This is a genomic window from Natronincola peptidivorans, assembly GCF_900111615.1.
In the GTDB taxonomy this organism is placed as follows: domain Bacteria; phylum Bacillota; class Clostridia; order Peptostreptococcales; family Natronincolaceae; genus Natronincola_A; species Natronincola_A peptidivorans.
The window spans coordinates 442,699-460,134 of record NZ_FOHU01000001.1; the positions used below are offsets into that span (position 1 = coordinate 442,699).

A 17,436-nucleotide genomic window follows, 5' to 3' on the forward strand; every position below is an offset into this window, starting at 1 on the left:
CCTCTATTATTTCATAGTGTAACATATTATCTTGTAAAAATCGATATTTCCAATTATATAAACTATGATTTGGCATGTATATAGTACATTTTCTCTACAAACTAAAATAGATATAGCCATAGTGATACATGGTTATATCTATTTATATCTATTTATATCTATAATTTTTCATCTTTTAACTACTATAATCTTCCAAAAGTTGATAGGCTTCTTCTTTCGTTTTTCTAAAAATCCCTAGTGTTAATTTTTGTTGATCTATATATGGTAAAACCGAAATAGATATTGTAGTTTTTTCTATAATTTTTCTACCTCCAGTTTCATCAAAATAAAAAATAGTTATGTATCCGTCTTGCTGTGTTACAAAGTATTGCTCATAATGCATAGGACAAACTGCGTTCTTCTTTTGGAATAATACTACCTCTTCATTAGAAAAGCTTTCCACATGAAATAATAAATTATTTCTTTGTAAGTATTCCTGTAATCCTTCCTGAGTTAATCCAATCATAGCATTCATTGGGCTTATTCTTTCTTCTAGTGTATTTTGGCATATAGTATATTGTGTTTTATATATAATCGTTGTTTCTTCTCGAATACTAGCCTCATATTGTGTTACAGCTCTTTCTTCATCTGTATAAGCACCTTCGTCTTCTTCATTGGCTTCTAAGTTATTCTCTTGATTCTCCGTAATGGCCTCATAATTTATTTCAGTTCTTTCACTATATCGTTCTGTATATGGTATTTCATGTTCTCTAGGAGATGTTGTTCGATAATATCCAATTAAAAAACCCGTAATAATAAAACTGCAAGCTATAATAAAGAAAAGAATTTTGTAAGGAAACCTTTTTCTTTTTCTAAACATAAAATAACCTCCTTAATCTATCTAGAGGATTATTTTATCCAAATATTAGAAAATTATACTTGCACAGAACTCTCTTTGTCTAATTCCTTATAATTACTATGGTTGTTTTATAATTGCCAATTTATGGATTAATTGATTGCAAACTAAAATGTATGATTATAATTATTATAAAGCATACTAGTTATTGAAGTAAATTAATTATAAAAGTAATTTAAGTTAATTTTTTATGAGGAGTTGGTAGTATGGACAGATTGGCTCTTATTCTAGTTATTGTAGGTGCATTAAATTGGGGATTAATAGGTTTATTCCAATTTGACTTGGTGGCTTCTTTATTTGGTGGACAAGCTTCCTTGTTAAGTCGCGCGGTGTATACACTAGTAGGTATTGCTGGTGTATATTGTATAAGTCTATTATTTAGAGAAAGAACTGCTACAAAAGAATAAAATAGAGGTTTATAGATTTTATAATAAGCGTAGCCTTAAGGCTACGCTTATTATTTGCATTTATCACAATGTCCATAAATCTCTAGTTTATGATCAATTGGTGTGAATTTTGATAATTTTCTTATGTTGCTATTTATTTCTTCCATCGGACAGTAGGCAATCATCTCAGCCTCTCCACATTTCAAACATATTAAGTGATGATGATGACTATCTATATTTAATTCATAACTATTTATACCATTATCTAGATTCACTCTGTTTAATATACCTATTTCTAAAAGCATTTCTAAATTTCTGTAAATAGTAGAAAAATTAACATCTTCATTATTTATCTTTACAGTATTATGTACTTCTGCGGCAGTTAATAAATGCTTTTCTGAATGAAGGAAAGCGTTTATTATTGCTTTTCTTTGGTTAGTAATTTTATAACCTTTTTTCTTAAGTAAAGTATACAAGTCATCCTTCATTCTAACCATCTCCTAAAATGGCGGGAGTACGTGGGAATCGAACCCACCCAAGAGGCTACTAACCCCTCGCGCTGGTTTTGAAGACCAGAGGGCACACCAGCACCCATCTACTCCCATTGCTGAATAAAAATAATATCTTAATCAGACTAATGTATTATAGCATAGATATTTTTTTATAGCAAGGTATCTCTTAAAAATAAACAAATACTATAAATGGTAATTCTTTAATAGGTAGATACGCAGAAGATAATGTTTAGTCCTTTAGCTCTTACGCCAAAGTTCTTTTATCTTCTACTCTTTTAGTTAACCTAATATTATCAAAATGCTCTATTAATGCAACAGCATACTTTCTGCTAGTACATAATAAATCTCTAAATTCCGACAAGGATATACTTCCATTTTTATTAATGTACTCAATTATCAAGTTCCTAGCCTTTATATATGATTTTTCATGTAAGATAATATCTGAATTGATCCTAATTAACTCTTTCCCTAATAGAGCTTCAATGACTTGTTCTACATCTTGTTTCTTATGTGCTGCATTTGCAATTACATCCTCAATTTTGGGTGTAATAAAAGGGTCTTTTAAATATGCATTTTCTATTATTTTTTTAATCTCTAGCTGAGTTTTATTAAAAGTTATCTCAAAATCATTTAACGCTACATACTTTCCTAGTATTTTAATGTTTCTATCTCTTACTAATACATCTAAAAAAGCATCTCCTATTTTACCGCTATTCTTAGGTAATAATCTAGATTTAAATTCTTCTTTTATCATGCCTAATCTTAATGAGTTAGATTGATGATAACTATGCAACAAATCTATTGCTTTTTCTTTTAATCCCTCATAGTAATTTCTATGTAATACAATGGTATCGTTTAATACTATTATTACTTCTTTCTCTTTTAGCTTCTGAAGTAAAGTATGTATATCACCTACCTGTTGTGCTGTAGATTTAGCTAAAAAGTTAATATCTGGGAAATCTTGACTATATCTTTCAATAAGTTTTGCTAAAATATCTTCAGGAGCACCTTTTTCCTTTACAGCTAATTCTTTTATAAGATTATCATCAAATCTTTTATTTTTCTTAGGGTTACTGTCGATTACTATAGCTCCACCAATTGTTTCTAATGGAGAATAAAATCTTACAACAATATGATCACCTTTTTTAACAGCAATAGATTCCTCAAGTCTAAATTGAACAAAACTACTTTCACCTGGTGCTAATTCTTCTTTTTCTAGTAATACAACTCGCGCAAAAATTTCTGTTGAACCATGATATAGTCTAACTCTTGTTCTGTTTTCAAGATTTCTAGAGAGTTCATTCAACATTTTGAACCTAGCATCAATCATCATAGTAGTTTCCATAGAGTTAAGTTGTGCTAAAACATAGCCTCGTTCAATATCTTCGGTTTTTATATTAGCTAAATTAATGGCTACCCTTTGTCCAGCAAATGCTGTAGCTACTGATTTCCCATGAACCTGTATATTTCTAATTCGGACTTTCACATTTTGGGGCAAAATTTCTAATGTATCTTCTACTGATATTTTTCCTTCTAATAAAGTCCCTGTTACCACGGTTCCAAACCCTGTTATTGTAAATACTCTGTCTATTGGCATCCTAGCAGGTGCATTTATGTCTCTACTATCTGTTTCATCTGTTAATTTATCAATAAGATCAATTAACTCTTCTATACCCGTTCCATCAATGGAATCAACAGCTAAAATTTCGACTTTCTCCAAAAAAGTACCTTTTACTTTCTCTCGAATATCTTCTTTAACTAGTTCAATCCAATCATTTTCTACCAAGTTGGCTTTTGTTATTATGATAATCCCTTTTTCTATTTTTAATAAAGATAGTATATCTAAATGCTCTTTGGTTTGAGGCATTACTCCTTCATCAGCTGCGATTACCAGCATAACAATATCCATTCCTCCTGCTCCTGCTAGCATATGTCTTATAAACTTTTCATGTCCTGGTACATCTATAATGCCAGCTCTTTTACCACTAGGCAAATCAAAGTAAGTGAATCCTAGTTCAATAGATATTCCCCTTTTCTTCTCTTCCTTCAACCTATCTGTTTCCCGCCCAGTTAAAGCTTTTATCAATGTAGTTTTACCATGATCAATATGTCCAGCTGTACCAATAACTATATTTTTCAATTTCGTCTCTCCTTTACTACATTAAGATTTTGTTTAAAGCATCACTTATGTTATAAAAGTCTTTCTCTCTAACTGTTCGTAAATCAATAATGATTTGATCCTCTTGAATCCTTGTTATAATAGGGATAGTGTAGTTCCTCAAGCTTTCTTCAAGTTTTGCTGCAGAAATAGTTTTAGGTTTAATCTTTATTACTTTTGTAGGTAATTTTTCTAATGGCAAAGACCCTCCACCCACCTGAGAATAGTCATCTTTTATTTCTATTGATACCTTTAACCCACTAGCAATCAAAATATTATGCAATTGCTGAGCTCTTTCTGCTATTGATATTATAGGTTCAGTTAGCATTCTTAAAGTTGGAATACTATTGATCATTTCTTTTTCATCTAAATACAATTTTAAGGTTGCTTCTAATGCTGCCATAGTAAGCTTATCAATTCTAAAGGCTCTAGTGAATGGATTTTTTTTCATTCTTTCAATCCACTTTTTGTTCCCTACGATGATACCTGCCTGAGGACCCCCTAAAAGTTTATCTCCACTGAAGGTAACGATATCCACACCAAGAGCTACACTTTCCTGCACTGTAGGTTCGTAGGTTAATCCAAATTTTTGTAAGTCTACTAAAACCCCACTTCCTAGATCCTCTATTACCGGTATATTATTTTTTCTACCTAATGCTACTAAGTCCTTTAATCCCACTTCCTCTGTAAATCCTAATATTTTATAATTACTAGTATGTACTTTTAATAAAGCAGCTGTATTCTCACTAATGGCATTATCATAGTCCCATAGATGGGTTTTATTGGTAGTCCCTACATCCACTAATTTAGCGCCACTTTGCTCCATTACATCTGGTACCCGAAAGGAACCCCCGATTTCTACAAGTTCGCCTCTAGAAACTACTACTTCTTTCTCCTTAGCCATAGTACCTAGAACTAATAGGACAGCTGCAGCATTGTTATTGACAACTAAAGCATCTTCTGCTCCAGTTAAATATTTTATTATATCAATTACATGGCTATATCTGCTACCCCTTTTCCCAGTTTCGATATTTAATTCTAGATTTGAATAACCTGCAGCCACAGCCCATACCTTTTCTTTTATCTCATCACTGAGCAGTGCTCTACCTAAGTTTGTATGTAATACAACACCAGTTCCATTTATTACTTCTTTAAGGTTCATCTCTAAGAAAGCCTTGCTGTTGCTTATAATGTCATCTATAAATGATTCTAATTGAAATTGATATTGATTTAGTTCATCTTCTTTCATTTTCAATATCTTATTTCTATTGTATTCAAGGGATTTACGAATAAATTTTACTACAACATTTCTTGGTGTCTCCCTTAATACACCTACTATTCTTTCATTATTTATAAGTTCATCTACTGAGGGTAACTTACATAATATATCTTGTTTATTCATATTAAACGCTCTCCTTAACATAGAAATTTATTAAAGTATAACATATTTATTATTATATTATACTATCATTAATTACATCAAGATTGTTAAATAATGCACAATATTTTAAATTATCTAAAGATTTCTATCATTTATTTTGTCAATATGGAAAAATTGTGTTATTATTATTTTAGATGAATTAAATTTTTTTCATTGGCTATATTTTAAATATAAAGCTTATCAAGTTTAAGGAGGATATAAGTAGGCTGTTTTATGCTTTCTATTTATGTTTTCCTTATTAATGCTTCACACCAATATATATTTATATTTTGGGGGGGTGGTAGTTGCGCAAAAAAATGTTTTATTTTTTACTTTTTTTCTAAAATAGTTTATAAAAGAGGAGGTTTTTTATGTTGGGTTTTGTTAATACAATCGAAAGTCTTAATAGCACAATTAATGGTCTTGTTTGGGGTCCTTATATGTTAATTCTTCTTGTTGGTACTGGAGTATTTTTCTCTTTTAAAACAAATTTCCTTCAAATTAGAGAATTTGGATTTACTATGAAGGAAACCTTAATGAAAATTTTTGATAAGCCAGAGGATTCTCAAGAAGGAGATATCACACCATTCCAGGCACTAGCTACTGCATTGGCAGCTACTATTGGTACTGGTAATATCGCTGGTGTTGCAACTGCTATCGCCATCGGTGGACCAGGTGCAATTTTCTGGATGTGGGTTTCTGCTTTCTTTGGTATGATGACTAAATTCGCAGAAGTTGTACTTGCGATAAAGTATCGTGAAAAGAATGCTGAAGGCAGTTTTGTTGGTGGACCTATGTACTACATAGAAAAAGGTCTTGGATTAAAATGGTTAGCGGTTATATTCTCTATATTTGGTGCGTTAGCAGCATTTGGTATAGGAAATATGGTTCAATCAAACTCTGTTGCTGCAGCTTTAGGTGAGTACAATGTCCCACCATTAGTTACTGGAATTGCATTAGCAGTAGCAGCTGGTGCAGTTATTCTTGGTGGTTTAAAGCGTATCGCTTCTGTAACTGAAAGAATTGTACCAGTTATGGCTGTGTTTTATATAATTGGTGCTGTAATCATATTAATTACTCATATCGGGCAGATTCCAGCAGCTTTTGGATTAATCTTTAAGCATGCTTTTACACCAGCTTCTGCAGTTGGTGGATTTACTGGAGCTGTAGTAATGCAAGCAATGCGTTTCGGGGTCGCTCGTGGTGTATTCTCTAATGAAGCTGGTTTAGGTAGTGCTCCTATTGCCCATGCGGCAGCAAGAACAGATCATCCTGTAAGACAAGGTCTTTGGGGAATATTTGAAGTATTCGCAGATACAATAGTAATTTGTACTTTAACAGCATTAGCCATTATCTCAACAGGCGTATGGAGCAGCGGGGTAACTGGTGCTGCATTAACAACCTCTGCATTTAATAAAGGTCTACCTGGTCCAGGTGGAGTTATTGTTGCAATTGGTATTTTATTCTTTGCTTTCTCTACAATATTAAGCTGGGCGTATTATGGAGAAAAATGTGCAGAACATATTTTAGGTTCTGGCATTAACAAGTTTTATAGAATTTTATGGCTACCATTAATCATAGTTGGTGCAGTAGGAAGCTTAGACCTTATTTGGGATATAGCTGATACATTAAATGGTTTAATGGCTGTACCAAACTTAATAGGTCTATTGGGATTAAGTGGTGTTGTAATTAAATTAACTAAAGAGTTTTTTACAGAAAAACTAGGTAGATAAAATAATCTTATATTAGTCTATATTAAAGCCAGGGAATCTAATGTTTCCCTGGCTTTTTAAAGCTAATTATTTTATAAAAATTGTATACTGGCTTTTGTCTATAACCTTTCCTACAATAGCAAATTCATTCTTATTAATCATTTTTAAATTATCCATAGCTTTCCCAACATCATCTTGAGAAATTGCCAGTAGCAGCCCTCCAGATGTTTGAGGGTCATATAATAAATCTATAGTTACTTCTTTTATTTGTTTTTCAATTTTTATTTTCTCTTCTATATAATTTCTATTAGCATACATCCCTGCAGGTATTATCCCCATTTCGGCATATCCATCTGCTCCTTCAATCATAGGTATTTTTTCACTAAAAATCTCTAAGGAGACATCACTACCCTTTGCCATTTCATAGGCATGACCTAATAATCCAAAACCTGTAATATCAGTGCAGGCAGACACATCTAAATTTTTTACTGCTTCAAATGCATATTTATTTAGTGTTTTCATAGTGTTAATAGCTATGTCATATTCTTTTGAAGTAGCTAAGCCAGCTTTTATAGCAGTATTTAGTATACCCGTTCCAATAGGCTTTGTTAAAATTAGGTAATCTCCTACTCTTGCATTACTATTTGTCCAAATTTTACTTGGATGTATGATACCTGTAACAGAAAGTCCATATTTCGGCTCTTCATCCTCTACGGTATGACCTCCCACCAATATTGCACCTGATTCAATAATTTTATCCGCTCCACCTTTTAGTATTTCTTTTAAAATTTCTTTTGATAGACAGCTAGGGAAGCAAACAATATTCATTGCTGTAATTGGCTCACCACCCATAGCATAAACATCACTTAGAGAATTTGCTGCTGCAATCTGTCCATAAATATAAGGATCATCAACAACTGGAGTAAAGAAATCTAGTGTTTGAACAAGGGCCATTTCTTTATTTAATTGATAGATAGCAGCATCATCTGAAGTATCTAATGTAACCAATAAATTTTCATTTTGCATCTTAGGTAAATGGCACAGCACCTGTGCCAGGACATCAGGTCCTATTTTCCCTGCTCATCCTCCACTTTTTGTTAATTCAGTCAGTCTTTTTTCAGTGTTCACGATTCCTTCCCCCTATCTAATCTATTCATTAAAATTTTAGTATTTTTGACTTTTGTCTATCATTTAACTTTTATTATACTTTTAATATCATTATATTTCTTTTCCCCAATTCCACTAACATTCTGTATTTCTTCGATGTTTTGAAAAGCTCCTACTTCATTTCTGTATTGAATTATTCTTTCAGCCAAAGCACTTCCAATACCCGGTAAAGTTTCTAATTGTATTTTATCCGCTTGATTGATATTGATTCGTCCATCGTCTTGTTGCAATATATGGGTATTTATTTGTATAGAATCATAAGTGTCTTCATAAGAAGGTATGTAAATGAATTCCTCATCAATAACTTTTTTCGCTAGGTTTATCATCTTCCTATCTGCTGTATTTTTTAGTCCGCCGGCTTTTTCTACTACATCAAATACTCTTGCATCATTTTGCAATTGGTAGATACCTGGATTTAAGATTTCTCCTTCAATATGTACTATAATGGTTGATTTAAACTCTTGAATATCTAATTTATGGTCTTCATATTGTATCCCTTGATCTTGATTTGATTCACTCAATATATAAATCTCCTTTTTTTCTTTGAGATGATTTCGAAAAGAAATGACTGCTAAAAAACTAATGATAAATACAATAATAATCAGTTTTTGCTTTTTCGTCAAATTTAACATCATCTTTTAATCTCTCCCCTCATAACCATATATCATAGGATGTTTCTATAAAACATATCTTGAACTATTTTTAGTGTTTTTGTGTTCGAGTAGCTATACCTAATTATTCTAGTTCTATATATTTGCATTTATTTCCTTTATATTCTATAAATTTCCCTTAAAATTTCTCCCTTTTTCTGCTATAATAAAGAAGTTGAACAATTGTATATTTATAAGAGGCTGGTGAAATATATGACAAAAAAAAATTCAATTTTCACGATGATATTTGTATTAATTATACTAGCTGTCAGTAATATTGTAGTTTATGCCTCACCTACCCTATCAGCACCTAATGCAGTTTTAATAGATTCTATTACTGGAAAGGTTTTATTTGATCATAATGCCCATACTATAACCTATCCAGCTAGCACTACAAAGGTTATGACTGCTATATTGGTTTTAGAAAATGTTGATTTAGATGAAGTTATTACAAAAACGGATAATAATTATGTGATAGGTTCTAGCATGTACTTACTGGAAGGTGAGTCCTTTACAGTTGAGGAATTGTTACAGTCATTAATGATTCGTTCTGCTAATGATGCGGCAGAACTGCTTGCTATTCATATTTCAGGCTCAGTAGAGGACTTTGCTTTATTAATGAACAGTAGAGCTAAAGAACTAGGCGCTTTAAATACCCATTTTACTAATCCCCATGGACTGCCTGATGAAAACCATGTTACTACTGCATATGACTTAGCAATGATTACAAGACATGCTATGACTTTCGATGTTTTTAGAGAGATTGTAACCACAACTATGCTAATTTTTGAGCCTACTGAGTTTACTCCTGAAACAAGATACTTTAGAAATACTAATCGTTTTTTATGGGGTACTGGCGCTGGAAATCAAATTCTTTATAATGGTGCCTACACAAATATTCAATATGACATTATTGATGGTGTGAAGACAGGTTATACACCTGCAGCACAAAACTGTCTAATTAGCTCAGCTACTAAGGAGGATCATCAGCTTATTTCTGTGGTTTTAGGTGCGCAGGGATTAAATGTCTATACTGATTCAAGATCATTAATTGATTATGGCTACAATAACTATCAATTTGTTCAATTATCTCAGTATGATGATTTAATAACCACTATCCCCTTAAAGAATGGTATAGAGGATAGTGTTCCCCTGTATGTAGGTAATCAGTTAGATGTTGTGATTTCTAGGGATATAAATATCTCTGAGATTAATGATGAAATTATCATCAACGAAAATCTAGAAGCACCAATACTATCAGGAGATACTTTAGGTAAAATTGTTTACTCTGTTGATGAGGAACTAATCGGTGAGGTGCAGCTGGTAGCAAAAAATAATATTGATACTAAGCCGTTGTTGAGAAAATTGATAGTACCCTCCAACTTATTTTTAACACTCATTATTTTATTCCTTTTATGGCAAGCTTTTATTATTTCTTTAAGAATAAAAAAACGAAGAAAGAAAAGCACTTACTGGGGAGGAACTTCCACTTCCTATACCTTCAACAAAAACTTATTAAAAACCAATATCTATAAAAAGAAATAGTAGTTTTAAGCTCTATTTCTTTTTATTATTTAAAAATCTGCTGCTGTAGTCTTATACCAGTAGGTGTTGCTGCTAAGCCTCCTAAGGCTGTTTCTCTAAGCTCAGCAGGCATACACTTTCCTACCCGATACATTGTATCAACAACTTCATCAAATGGAATGATACTTTTTACCCCTGCTAATGCCATTTCAGCAGAAATTAATGCATTGGCTGCTCCAATAGCATTTCTCTTTTCACAAGGCGCTTCAACCAAACCTGCAATAGGATCACATACTAATCCAAGAATATTTTTTATACATATAGATGCGGCATGGAGAGACATTTCTGGTGAACCTCCCATCATTTCTACGATGCCTGCAGCTGCCATCGCTGCAGCTGCACCTGTTTCTGCCTGACAACCTCCCTCAGCCCCTGCAACGGTAGCATTTCTTGAAATAAGCATCCCTATAGCACTAGCTGCCATTAAACCTTCTATAAGGGTATCATCCTTAAAATTAAAAACTTCAGACATAGTGATAAATGTTCCTGGTATTATTCCACAGGAGCCAGCTGTTGGCGCAGCAACAATCTTACCCATAGCAGCATTTACTTCTAAAGCAGCCATAGCTCGACTTATTGCTTTGCTCATAGTTAAGCCACATACTGATTCTTTATTTTCACTTCTTTCCTTAACTCTTTTAGCGTCTCCTCCAATAAGTCCACTAACAGACTTAATATCTTCACTTAATCCTTTCTCCACTGATTCTTTCATAATATCTAAGCTTATTTTCATCTTACTAACTATCTCCGATTCATTTACACCTGCAATATTTTGTTCTCTTTCTATCATAATCCTACTAATTTTTTTATTATGTTGTTGACATAGCTTTAATAACTCATATCCTTTTGTGAAATTCATTTTTTTCACCAACCTTTTAATTATTTATACTGACTAAATATCCGTTAATAACATTCTCTGCATTTTTTATGTCTTCTATTACTTCCTCTTTAATATGATCATCAGTTTCTATAATCATAAATGCCTTTTGTCCTTTACCATGTCTATAGACTCTCATAAATGCGATATTTATGTTATGTTCAGCTAGGATTGCAGAAACTTTAGCTATAATACCAGGTTTGTCAATATGGGCAATGATTAATGTTGTATACTCTCCTGTGAATTCCAGCTCTAGCCCATTAATTTCTGTTACTACTATATTTCCACCTCCTACAGAAGAACCTAATATATCAATAGTATTTCCGTCTTTTTTCTTAATAATTATTTTAACAGTATTTGCATGAACTTCTCCTAAATCTTTTTCAATAAAAGAATAAGTTATTCCTTCCTTTTTTGCAATTTCAAAAGATGAAGAAATTCTTTCATCATCGGGGTCAAAACCTAATATTCCTCCTAACAATGCTTTATCTGTTCCATGTCCTTTATAAGTTTTTCCAAAGGATCCGTGTAGTAAAAAAGTAACCTCTTTAATACTTTCTTCTGCAATTTTATAAGCCACTTTACCCAACCTGCATGCTCCTGCAGTATGAGAACTAGATGGTCCAATCATATTAGGTCCTAAAATTTCAAACATGCTATAATCCTTCACATCAACTACCTCCTTTTTTTCTTACTCTACATTAGATGAATTCCTATCATGTAGTATTCATTTTCAAAAACCAAAAAAATAGTGGTCATATATCTATACCACTATTTTTTTATATAATTCAAAAATTATTCAGCAACCGCAATTGCATCTATTTCTACACCAACGTCTTTTGGCAGTCTTGCCACTTCAATACAAGCTCTAGCAGGCTTATGATGGCTAAAATAAGTAGCATATACTTCATTAATGCTAGCAAAGTCATTCATATCCTTAATATATACTGTTGTTTTTACAACATTATTAAAGTCAAGTCCTGCTTCTTCTAAAATAGCCTTTAGATTCTCTAGTACTTGTTTTGTTTGATCTTGGATATCACCCTCTATAATTTCCATTGTATCTGGATTCATAGGTATTTGGCCAGAAATAAACAAGAAATCATTTGCCTGTATTGCTTGGGAATATGGACCAATAGCTGCAGGTGCCTTTGATGTATTAATTACCTTTTTCATAAAAATTCCTCCTAAGCAGTATTTATTTATCCGTTAACTCTAATTTCGTCAAGATAATTATAGATGGTATATCTTGATACACAAAGAATTTTGGCAACATAATCAATTGCCCCCTTGATTAGAAAAGCTCCTTGTTCATCTAGTCTTTTTACTATGTTTACCTTTTCTTCTTTGTTCATGTAAGAAACTGGTTTTCCAAAATTTTCTAATGTCTCTGATACAATATTTATTAAAACATCGTTTACATTATTATTTGGAACGTCTCCTAAGCTTACTTCTTCTTTTGTCTCTGTTTTTAGATATTCCTCTAATGATTTTTGTGCTACTACAAACTCTGAAATGTCATTATTGATACATATACAACCTATTATTTCATCATTTTCATCTCGAATAAACATAGTAGATGATTTTAATACTCTGCCATCTGAACTCTTATTCCTATAATTTAGTATGTTATCGGCGTCATTTCCTTTTCGAATAGCTTCGATTCCCACATCTAGCATAGTGCTGCCTATTGATCTGCCTGTTACATGTCCATTATAGATTGCTACAATAGACTTTTTCGAATTCTTCAGTTCGTGTAAAACAACTTCACAATTTTTCCCAAAAGTTTTTGATATCCCTTCCACTATGGGAAGCATGCTTTTTAAAATAGGATGTAAATTTTTATCCATAATCTCCCCCTCCTTTTTTACACTACTTTACAACAATATTTACAAGCTTTTTAGGTACCGCTATTACTTTTTTTATCTCTTTGCCTTCAATAAACTGCTTAATTTTATCATTTTCTACTGCTATTGCTTCCATATCTTCCTTTGATGTATTGGCAGGTATCATTATTTTTTCTTTAACTTTCCCATTGATCTGTATTACTATTTCATCTTCTTCTTTTACAATAGCTCGCTCATCATATTTAGGCCACGCTGCTGAATATAAGCTATCTTTATGCCCAATCTTTTCCCATAGCTCCTCAGTAAAGTGGGGAGCAAAAGGTGCTAATAATAGGATTGTTGATTCTATCCCTTGCTTTAATAAAGCATTATTAATGTTATTTTTTCCAATTTCTTTGTATTTATATAAATCATTTACTAGCTCCATAATACCACTAACAGCCGTGTTAAAGTTAAATCTTCCTTCTATATCTTCTGTAACTCTTTTTATAGTTTTATGGATCATATATTGAAGGTCTTTATCCTCTTTGGTAAGGGGTTTAGGTACCTCCTTTAGCATATCATTGTTTATCGTTTCTTCAACCAGGCGCCATACACGATTTAAAAATCTTGAACAACCTTCTACTCCTTGATCACTCCACTCTAGATCTCTTTCTGGAGGTGCAGCAAATAATACAAATAACCTTGCAGTGTCCGCTCCATACTTATTAATGATTTCTTCAGGACTGACAGTGTTGCCTTTTGATTTAGACATCTTAGCTCCATCTTTTAGGACCATTCCTTGTGTCAGTAAATTTTGAAAGGGTTCATCTACATCTAAAAAATTGAGATCCTTCAGCACTTTGGTAAAAAATCTAGAGTATAATAGGTGTAGAATCGCATGCTCTACTCCACCAATATATTGATCAACTTGCATCCAATAATTTACCGAATCTTTTCCAAAGGGTAACTGCTCATTATTGACGTCAGTATATCTTAAGAAATACCAGGATGAGTCAACAAAAGTATCCATTGTATCGGTTTCTCTTTTAGCTTTTTTACCACAAGTGGGACAATCTGTATAAATAAAGGACTCACTGGTGGTTAAAGGAGAAAGACCTGCTCCCGTAAACTCAACATCTAATGGAAGTACTACTGGTAGATTTTCTTCTCTTACTGGCACGATTCCACAGGTATCACAGTAGACTATCGGAATAGGAGTTCCCCAGTATCTTTGTCTAGACAATAGCCAATCTCTTAAGCGATAGCTGACTGTTTTCTTACCACTTTTATGTTTCTCAAGTAGATCACATATTTTATTAAAAGCTTCATGACAGTCTAATCCATCAAAATCACCTGAATTGATCATCACACCATCTTCAACATAAGCTTCAGTTCTAACTTTAAAATCCACGCTTTCATTTTCTGGCTTGATGACTGGCAACACTTCAATATTGTATTTATTAGCAAAGTCTAAGTCTCTTTGATCATGTGCTGGTACCGCCATAATGGCCCCTGTACCATAATCCACTAAGACATAGTTAGCAATATATATGGGTATTTTTTTGCCTGTTAAAGGGTGAATACAGTAACGCCCAATAAATAATCCCTCTTTTTCAGCATCAGTTGAAGTTCTCTCAATATCAGACATATGTTGTAATTCTTTTACAAAGTTATTTACAGGTTCTTGGTATTCTGTCCCTTTGATTAATTCATCTACGTAGGGATGCTCAGGTGCTACTACCATATATGTGGCTCCGTATACTGTATCTGGTCGAGTAGTAAAAACTTTCAAGGTATGAGGGAAGTCTTCAATAGGAAAATCAATCTCAGCTCCCGTACTTTTCCCTATCCAATTTTCCTGCATTATTTTTACCTTATTTGGCCATCCTTCTAGTAATTTTATATCTTCTAAAAGTTTCTCTGCGTATTCAGTTATTTTAAAATACCATTGGTTCAACATTTTTTTCCCTACATTGTTATCGCATCTTTCACATTTTCCATTGATAACTTGTTCATTGGCAAGTACTGTTTCACAGGAAGGACACCAGTTTACTCTAGATTCTTTTTTATAAGCTAAGCCTTTATGATATAGTTGTAGAAAAATCCATTGAGTCCATTTATAATAATCCTGATTACAAGTGGCTACTTCACGATTCCAATCGTAACTCAGTCCTAAAGCATTTAGCTGCTCCTTCATATCTTTAATGTTTTCCTCTGTCCATATATCAGGATCTATTTTGTTTTTGATAGCAGCATTTTCTGCTGGAAGCCCAAAAGCGTCCCATCCCATTGGATGTAGGACATTAAAGCCTCTCATTTTTTTATATCTAGCTACAACATCTCCTATGGCATAATTTCTTACATGTCCCATATGTATTTTCCCAGAAGGATATGGGAACATTTCTAAAACATAGTATTTAGGTTTATCTTCATCATATACTGAAAATATCTCCTTTTCCATCCACTGCTGTTGCCATTTTGCTTCAATTTTTTTAAAATCATAAACAGTCATATCTTTTTTCCTCCTTGTTTGGTCTTAAAATTATTCTGAAAAAACAAAAACTTTCATGTCTCCTTAGGGACGGATCTACATCCGCGGTACCACCCTAATTGACAGAAAGTCCTCTTCTTTGGTTTTTAAAGGATCCCATCCTCAATAGTATAGTATCAATATAAGGCAAGTTCAACGGTATGCTTTGTTGATTTACACCTACCATCAACTCTCTAAAAAAGCATATTGACGTTTACTACTCCTCAACTATTATTAAACAATGCAGTTTAATTACTTAAAAAATAAAAATTTATATATAATAGTATATTATATATTGTTTTCAATTATTTTGTCAATATTTAAAATTGTTGCATCCTTCCAGATTCCTTCAATATTGTAGAACTCTCTTTCTTCTTTTTGAAACACATGAATAACAAGGTCGCCATAATCCAACAATATCCATGTCCCTGTGTCATACCCTTCTTTATGCAAAATGCTTATATCTTCAGAATTCAGCTTATCCTGTATTTCATCAGCGATTGCTTTTGTTTGTCTTACTGAAGATGCACTAGTGATAACAAAATAGTCACATAATGTAGATACATTTTTTAGATCTAATACGGTTGTATCCTGCCCTAATTTGTCATCAATATACTTTACTATTTTATTAACCGATGTCAGTATTGTATTTTCCATTTAGTTCCTCCTTATTTTAGTTTATTCATATAAATAATTTTGCTAGTACTCCTAAATATACTACATAGATTAAAAATATACTAAACCCTATACCTCGACTTATTATTCTTTTAAATAATCCTCCTAAAACAAGGATAAGCATCATTACTAATGCTACCGGTATATCTAAGTATAAAGCTTGAGGGACATTGTAAATAGTCGCACCTAACATAATATTTTGATAACTAATTACAATTCCTTTTCCTCCGATCTTAGAGGATACACCAAGAACCATAGCGATATTAAGAATATTGGCACCTAAAATATTACCTATAGATATTTCTTTATGACCTTTTATAGCAGATGTTATAGCTGTTGTGAGCTCAGGTAAAGACGTCCCTAATGCAATTAATGTTAAACTTATTACTTGCTCCGGTACCCCTACATATTTAGCAATAGCGACACCATTATTTACAAGCAGTCTGGCTCCTATGGTAATAAATAGGGCTCCCAATATAAATTTACTAATATATAGTTTGATGCTATTTCTATCTTTTTTAGTTAACAAATATTTTTCAACACTATTTTTCCCATTATTTCTAAATTCAAAGATATTCATTGTAATGTATAATAAAAATAATAGGATAAATAAGTTTCCTTCCCATGGTGTTATGATTCTATCCTTTGTTAAAAATAATAACACAACTCCACAGATAAGCATAAAAAAGCCCTTCATTGCAAACTTATTAATATTAATTTTGATAGGAGACAATAAGGCAGATAACCCTAGGATTAGACCTAAATTGCAAATTATTGAGCCCACAATATTTCCTATTGCAACATCATAGTACTCTTGATACGTGGCTATTGAAGAAACTACCAATTCAGGTAGAGTTGTTGCTACACTTACAATAGTAGCACCAATTACTACATTAGGTAGTCCTGTTATTTTTGCTACCCATACGGCTGATTCAACAAACCAATCTCCACCTTTAATAATAATATAAACGCCTAAAAGAAAAAGTATAAATACACTCAGATTTTCCATAGTGTCCCCCCTAATATCCAGCTAGATATTGT

At 32.5% G+C, this 17,436-nt stretch carries 16 protein-coding genes, 1 tRNA gene and 1 other annotated feature; of the genes, 3 read left to right on the top strand and 14 right to left on the bottom strand.

The genetic code is table 11. From position 1 onward, the window contains the following. Positions 1–175: 175 nt before the first annotated feature. Positions 176–859, bottom strand: a complete 684-nt coding sequence (locus BMX10_RS02270; RefSeq protein ID WP_090438640.1) for a BofC C-terminal domain-containing protein — start codon at positions 857–859, stop codon at positions 176–178. A gap of 242 nt (positions 860–1,101) precedes the next feature. On the opposite strand from BMX10_RS02270, the gene BMX10_RS02275 reads away from it, so the two are divergent. Further along, a complete protein-coding gene (locus tag BMX10_RS02275) occupies positions 1,102–1,302 on the top strand; it encodes a DUF378 domain-containing protein (protein ID WP_090438643.1) in 201 nt (66 codons plus the stop codon). Positions 1,303–1,352: 50 nt separating this feature from the next. Here BMX10_RS02275 and BMX10_RS02280 read toward each other — a convergent pair whose 3' ends face one another. From BMX10_RS02280 to selA, 4 genes are all read right to left on the bottom strand, one after another. Continuing rightward, a complete protein-coding gene (locus BMX10_RS02280) occupies positions 1,353–1,769 on the bottom strand; it encodes a Fur family transcriptional regulator (RefSeq protein ID WP_170834639.1) in 417 nt (138 codons plus the stop codon). A gap of 18 nt (positions 1,770–1,787) precedes the next feature. Further along, a tRNA-Sec gene (locus BMX10_RS02285) sits at positions 1,788–1,884 on the bottom strand. A gap of 153 nt (positions 1,885–2,037) precedes the next feature. Continuing rightward, positions 2,038–3,933, bottom strand: coding sequence for a selenocysteine-specific translation elongation factor (selB, locus tag BMX10_RS02290; RefSeq protein ID WP_090438648.1), 1,896 nt, complete (start codon positions 3,931–3,933; stop codon positions 2,038–2,040). Between the two features lie 16 nt (positions 3,934–3,949). Continuing rightward, positions 3,950–5,353, bottom strand: a complete 1,404-nt coding sequence (gene selA, locus BMX10_RS02295; protein WP_090438651.1) for an L-seryl-tRNA(Sec) selenium transferase — start codon at positions 5,351–5,353, stop codon at positions 3,950–3,952. A gap of 389 nt (positions 5,354–5,742) precedes the next feature. Here selA and BMX10_RS02300 point away from each other — a divergent pair, with 389 nt between their 5' ends. Next, positions 5,743–7,104 (top strand): alanine/glycine:cation symporter family protein, encoded by a 1,362-nt coding sequence (locus BMX10_RS02300; RefSeq protein WP_090438654.1) that lies wholly within the window; start codon positions 5,743–5,745, stop codon positions 7,102–7,104. Between the two features lie 66 nt (positions 7,105–7,170). Here BMX10_RS02300 and selD read toward each other — a convergent pair whose 3' ends face one another. Both selD and BMX10_RS02310 read right to left on the bottom strand, forming a co-directional pair. Continuing rightward, positions 7,171–8,214, bottom strand: coding sequence for a selenide, water dikinase SelD (gene selD, locus BMX10_RS02305; protein WP_408633558.1), 1,044 nt, complete (start codon positions 8,212–8,214; stop codon positions 7,171–7,173). Positions 8,215–8,270: 56 nt separating this feature from the next. Further along, positions 8,271–8,885, bottom strand: a complete 615-nt coding sequence (locus BMX10_RS02310; RefSeq protein WP_090438660.1) for a helix-hairpin-helix domain-containing protein — start codon at positions 8,883–8,885, stop codon at positions 8,271–8,273. A 228-nt stretch (positions 8,886–9,113) separates the two neighbouring features. On the opposite strand from BMX10_RS02310, the gene BMX10_RS02315 reads away from it, so the two are divergent. Further along, complete coding sequence (locus BMX10_RS02315) at positions 9,114–10,445, top strand: D-alanyl-D-alanine carboxypeptidase family protein (RefSeq protein WP_090438663.1); 1,332 nt, start codon at positions 9,114–9,116, stop codon at positions 10,443–10,445. Between the two features lie 25 nt (positions 10,446–10,470). Here the strand turns inward: BMX10_RS02315 and sdaAA are convergent, their stop codons facing one another. The 7 genes from sdaAA to BMX10_RS02350 form a co-directional block, all read right to left on the bottom strand. Then, the gene (gene sdaAA / locus BMX10_RS02320) at positions 10,471–11,343 is read right to left on the bottom strand and encodes an L-serine ammonia-lyase, iron-sulfur-dependent, subunit alpha (protein WP_090438666.1); all 873 of its coding nucleotides are present in this window, start codon (positions 11,341–11,343) and stop codon (positions 10,471–10,473) included. A 16-nt stretch (positions 11,344–11,359) separates the two neighbouring features. Continuing rightward, complete coding sequence (gene sdaAB / locus BMX10_RS02325) at positions 11,360–12,031, bottom strand: L-serine ammonia-lyase, iron-sulfur-dependent subunit beta (RefSeq protein ID WP_090438669.1); 672 nt, start codon at positions 12,029–12,031, stop codon at positions 11,360–11,362. Between the two features lie 125 nt (positions 12,032–12,156). Beyond that, positions 12,157–12,537, bottom strand: coding sequence for a RidA family protein (locus BMX10_RS02330; RefSeq protein ID WP_090438672.1), 381 nt, complete (start codon positions 12,535–12,537; stop codon positions 12,157–12,159). 26 nt (positions 12,538–12,563) lie between these two features. Next, on the bottom strand, positions 12,564–13,211 hold the full coding sequence (locus BMX10_RS02335; protein ID WP_090438676.1) for a helix-turn-helix transcriptional regulator: 648 nt from the start codon (positions 13,209–13,211) through the stop codon (positions 12,564–12,566). Between the two features lie 22 nt (positions 13,212–13,233). Beyond that, the gene (gene leuS, locus BMX10_RS02340; protein ID WP_090438679.1) at positions 13,234–15,702 is read right to left on the bottom strand and encodes a leucine--tRNA ligase; all 2,469 of its coding nucleotides are present in this window, start codon (positions 15,700–15,702) and stop codon (positions 13,234–13,236) included. Positions 15,703–15,764: 62 nt separating this feature from the next. Further along, positions 15,765–15,955, bottom strand: a binding site (T-box leader). Positions 15,956–16,008: 53 nt separating this feature from the next. Beyond that, complete coding sequence (gene rsfS, locus BMX10_RS02345; protein ID WP_090438682.1) at positions 16,009–16,377, bottom strand: ribosome silencing factor; 369 nt, start codon at positions 16,375–16,377, stop codon at positions 16,009–16,011. Positions 16,378–16,402: 25 nt separating this feature from the next. Then, positions 16,403–17,404: a calcium/sodium antiporter gene (locus BMX10_RS02350; RefSeq protein ID WP_090438684.1), complete on the bottom strand. Its 1,002-nt coding sequence runs from the start codon at positions 17,402–17,404 to the stop codon at positions 16,403–16,405. Positions 17,405–17,436 lie beyond the last annotated feature (32 nt).

Bases quoted from the DNA above. Each gene is read 5' to 3' on its own strand.
- BMX10_RS02270 (WP_090438640.1), bottom strand. From the start codon at position 859: ATGTTTAGAAAAAGAAAAAGGTTTCCTTACAAAATTCTTTTCTTTATT.
- BMX10_RS02275 (WP_090438643.1), top strand. From the start codon at position 1,102: ATGGACAGATTGGCTCTTATTCTAGTTATTGTAGGTGCATTAAATTGG.
- BMX10_RS02280 (WP_170834639.1), bottom strand. From the start codon at position 1,769: ATGAAGGATGACTTGTATACTTTACTTAAGAAAAAAGGTTATAAAATT.
- selA (WP_090438651.1), bottom strand. From the start codon at position 5,353: ATGAATAAACAAGATATATTATGTAAGTTACCCTCAGTAGATGAACTT.
- BMX10_RS02300 (WP_090438654.1), top strand. From the start codon at position 5,743: ATGTTGGGTTTTGTTAATACAATCGAAAGTCTTAATAGCACAATTAAT.
- BMX10_RS02310 (WP_090438660.1), bottom strand. From the start codon at position 8,885: ATGATGTTAAATTTGACGAAAAAGCAAAAACTGATTATTATTGTATTT.
- BMX10_RS02315 (WP_090438663.1), top strand. From the start codon at position 9,114: ATGACAAAAAAAAATTCAATTTTCACGATGATATTTGTATTAATTATA.
- sdaAA (WP_090438666.1), bottom strand. From the start codon at position 11,343: ATGAATTTCACAAAAGGATATGAGTTATTAAAGCTATGTCAACAACAT.
- BMX10_RS02330 (WP_090438672.1), bottom strand. From the start codon at position 12,537: ATGAAAAAGGTAATTAATACATCAAAGGCACCTGCAGCTATTGGTCCA.
- BMX10_RS02335 (WP_090438676.1), bottom strand. From the start codon at position 13,211: ATGGATAAAAATTTACATCCTATTTTAAAAAGCATGCTTCCCATAGTG.
- leuS (WP_090438679.1), bottom strand. From the start codon at position 15,702: ATGACTGTTTATGATTTTAAAAAAATTGAAGCAAAATGGCAACAGCAG.
- rsfS (WP_090438682.1), bottom strand. From the start codon at position 16,377: ATGGAAAATACAATACTGACATCGGTTAATAAAATAGTAAAGTATATT.
- BMX10_RS02350 (WP_090438684.1), bottom strand. From the start codon at position 17,404: ATGGAAAATCTGAGTGTATTTATACTTTTTCTTTTAGGCGTTTATATT.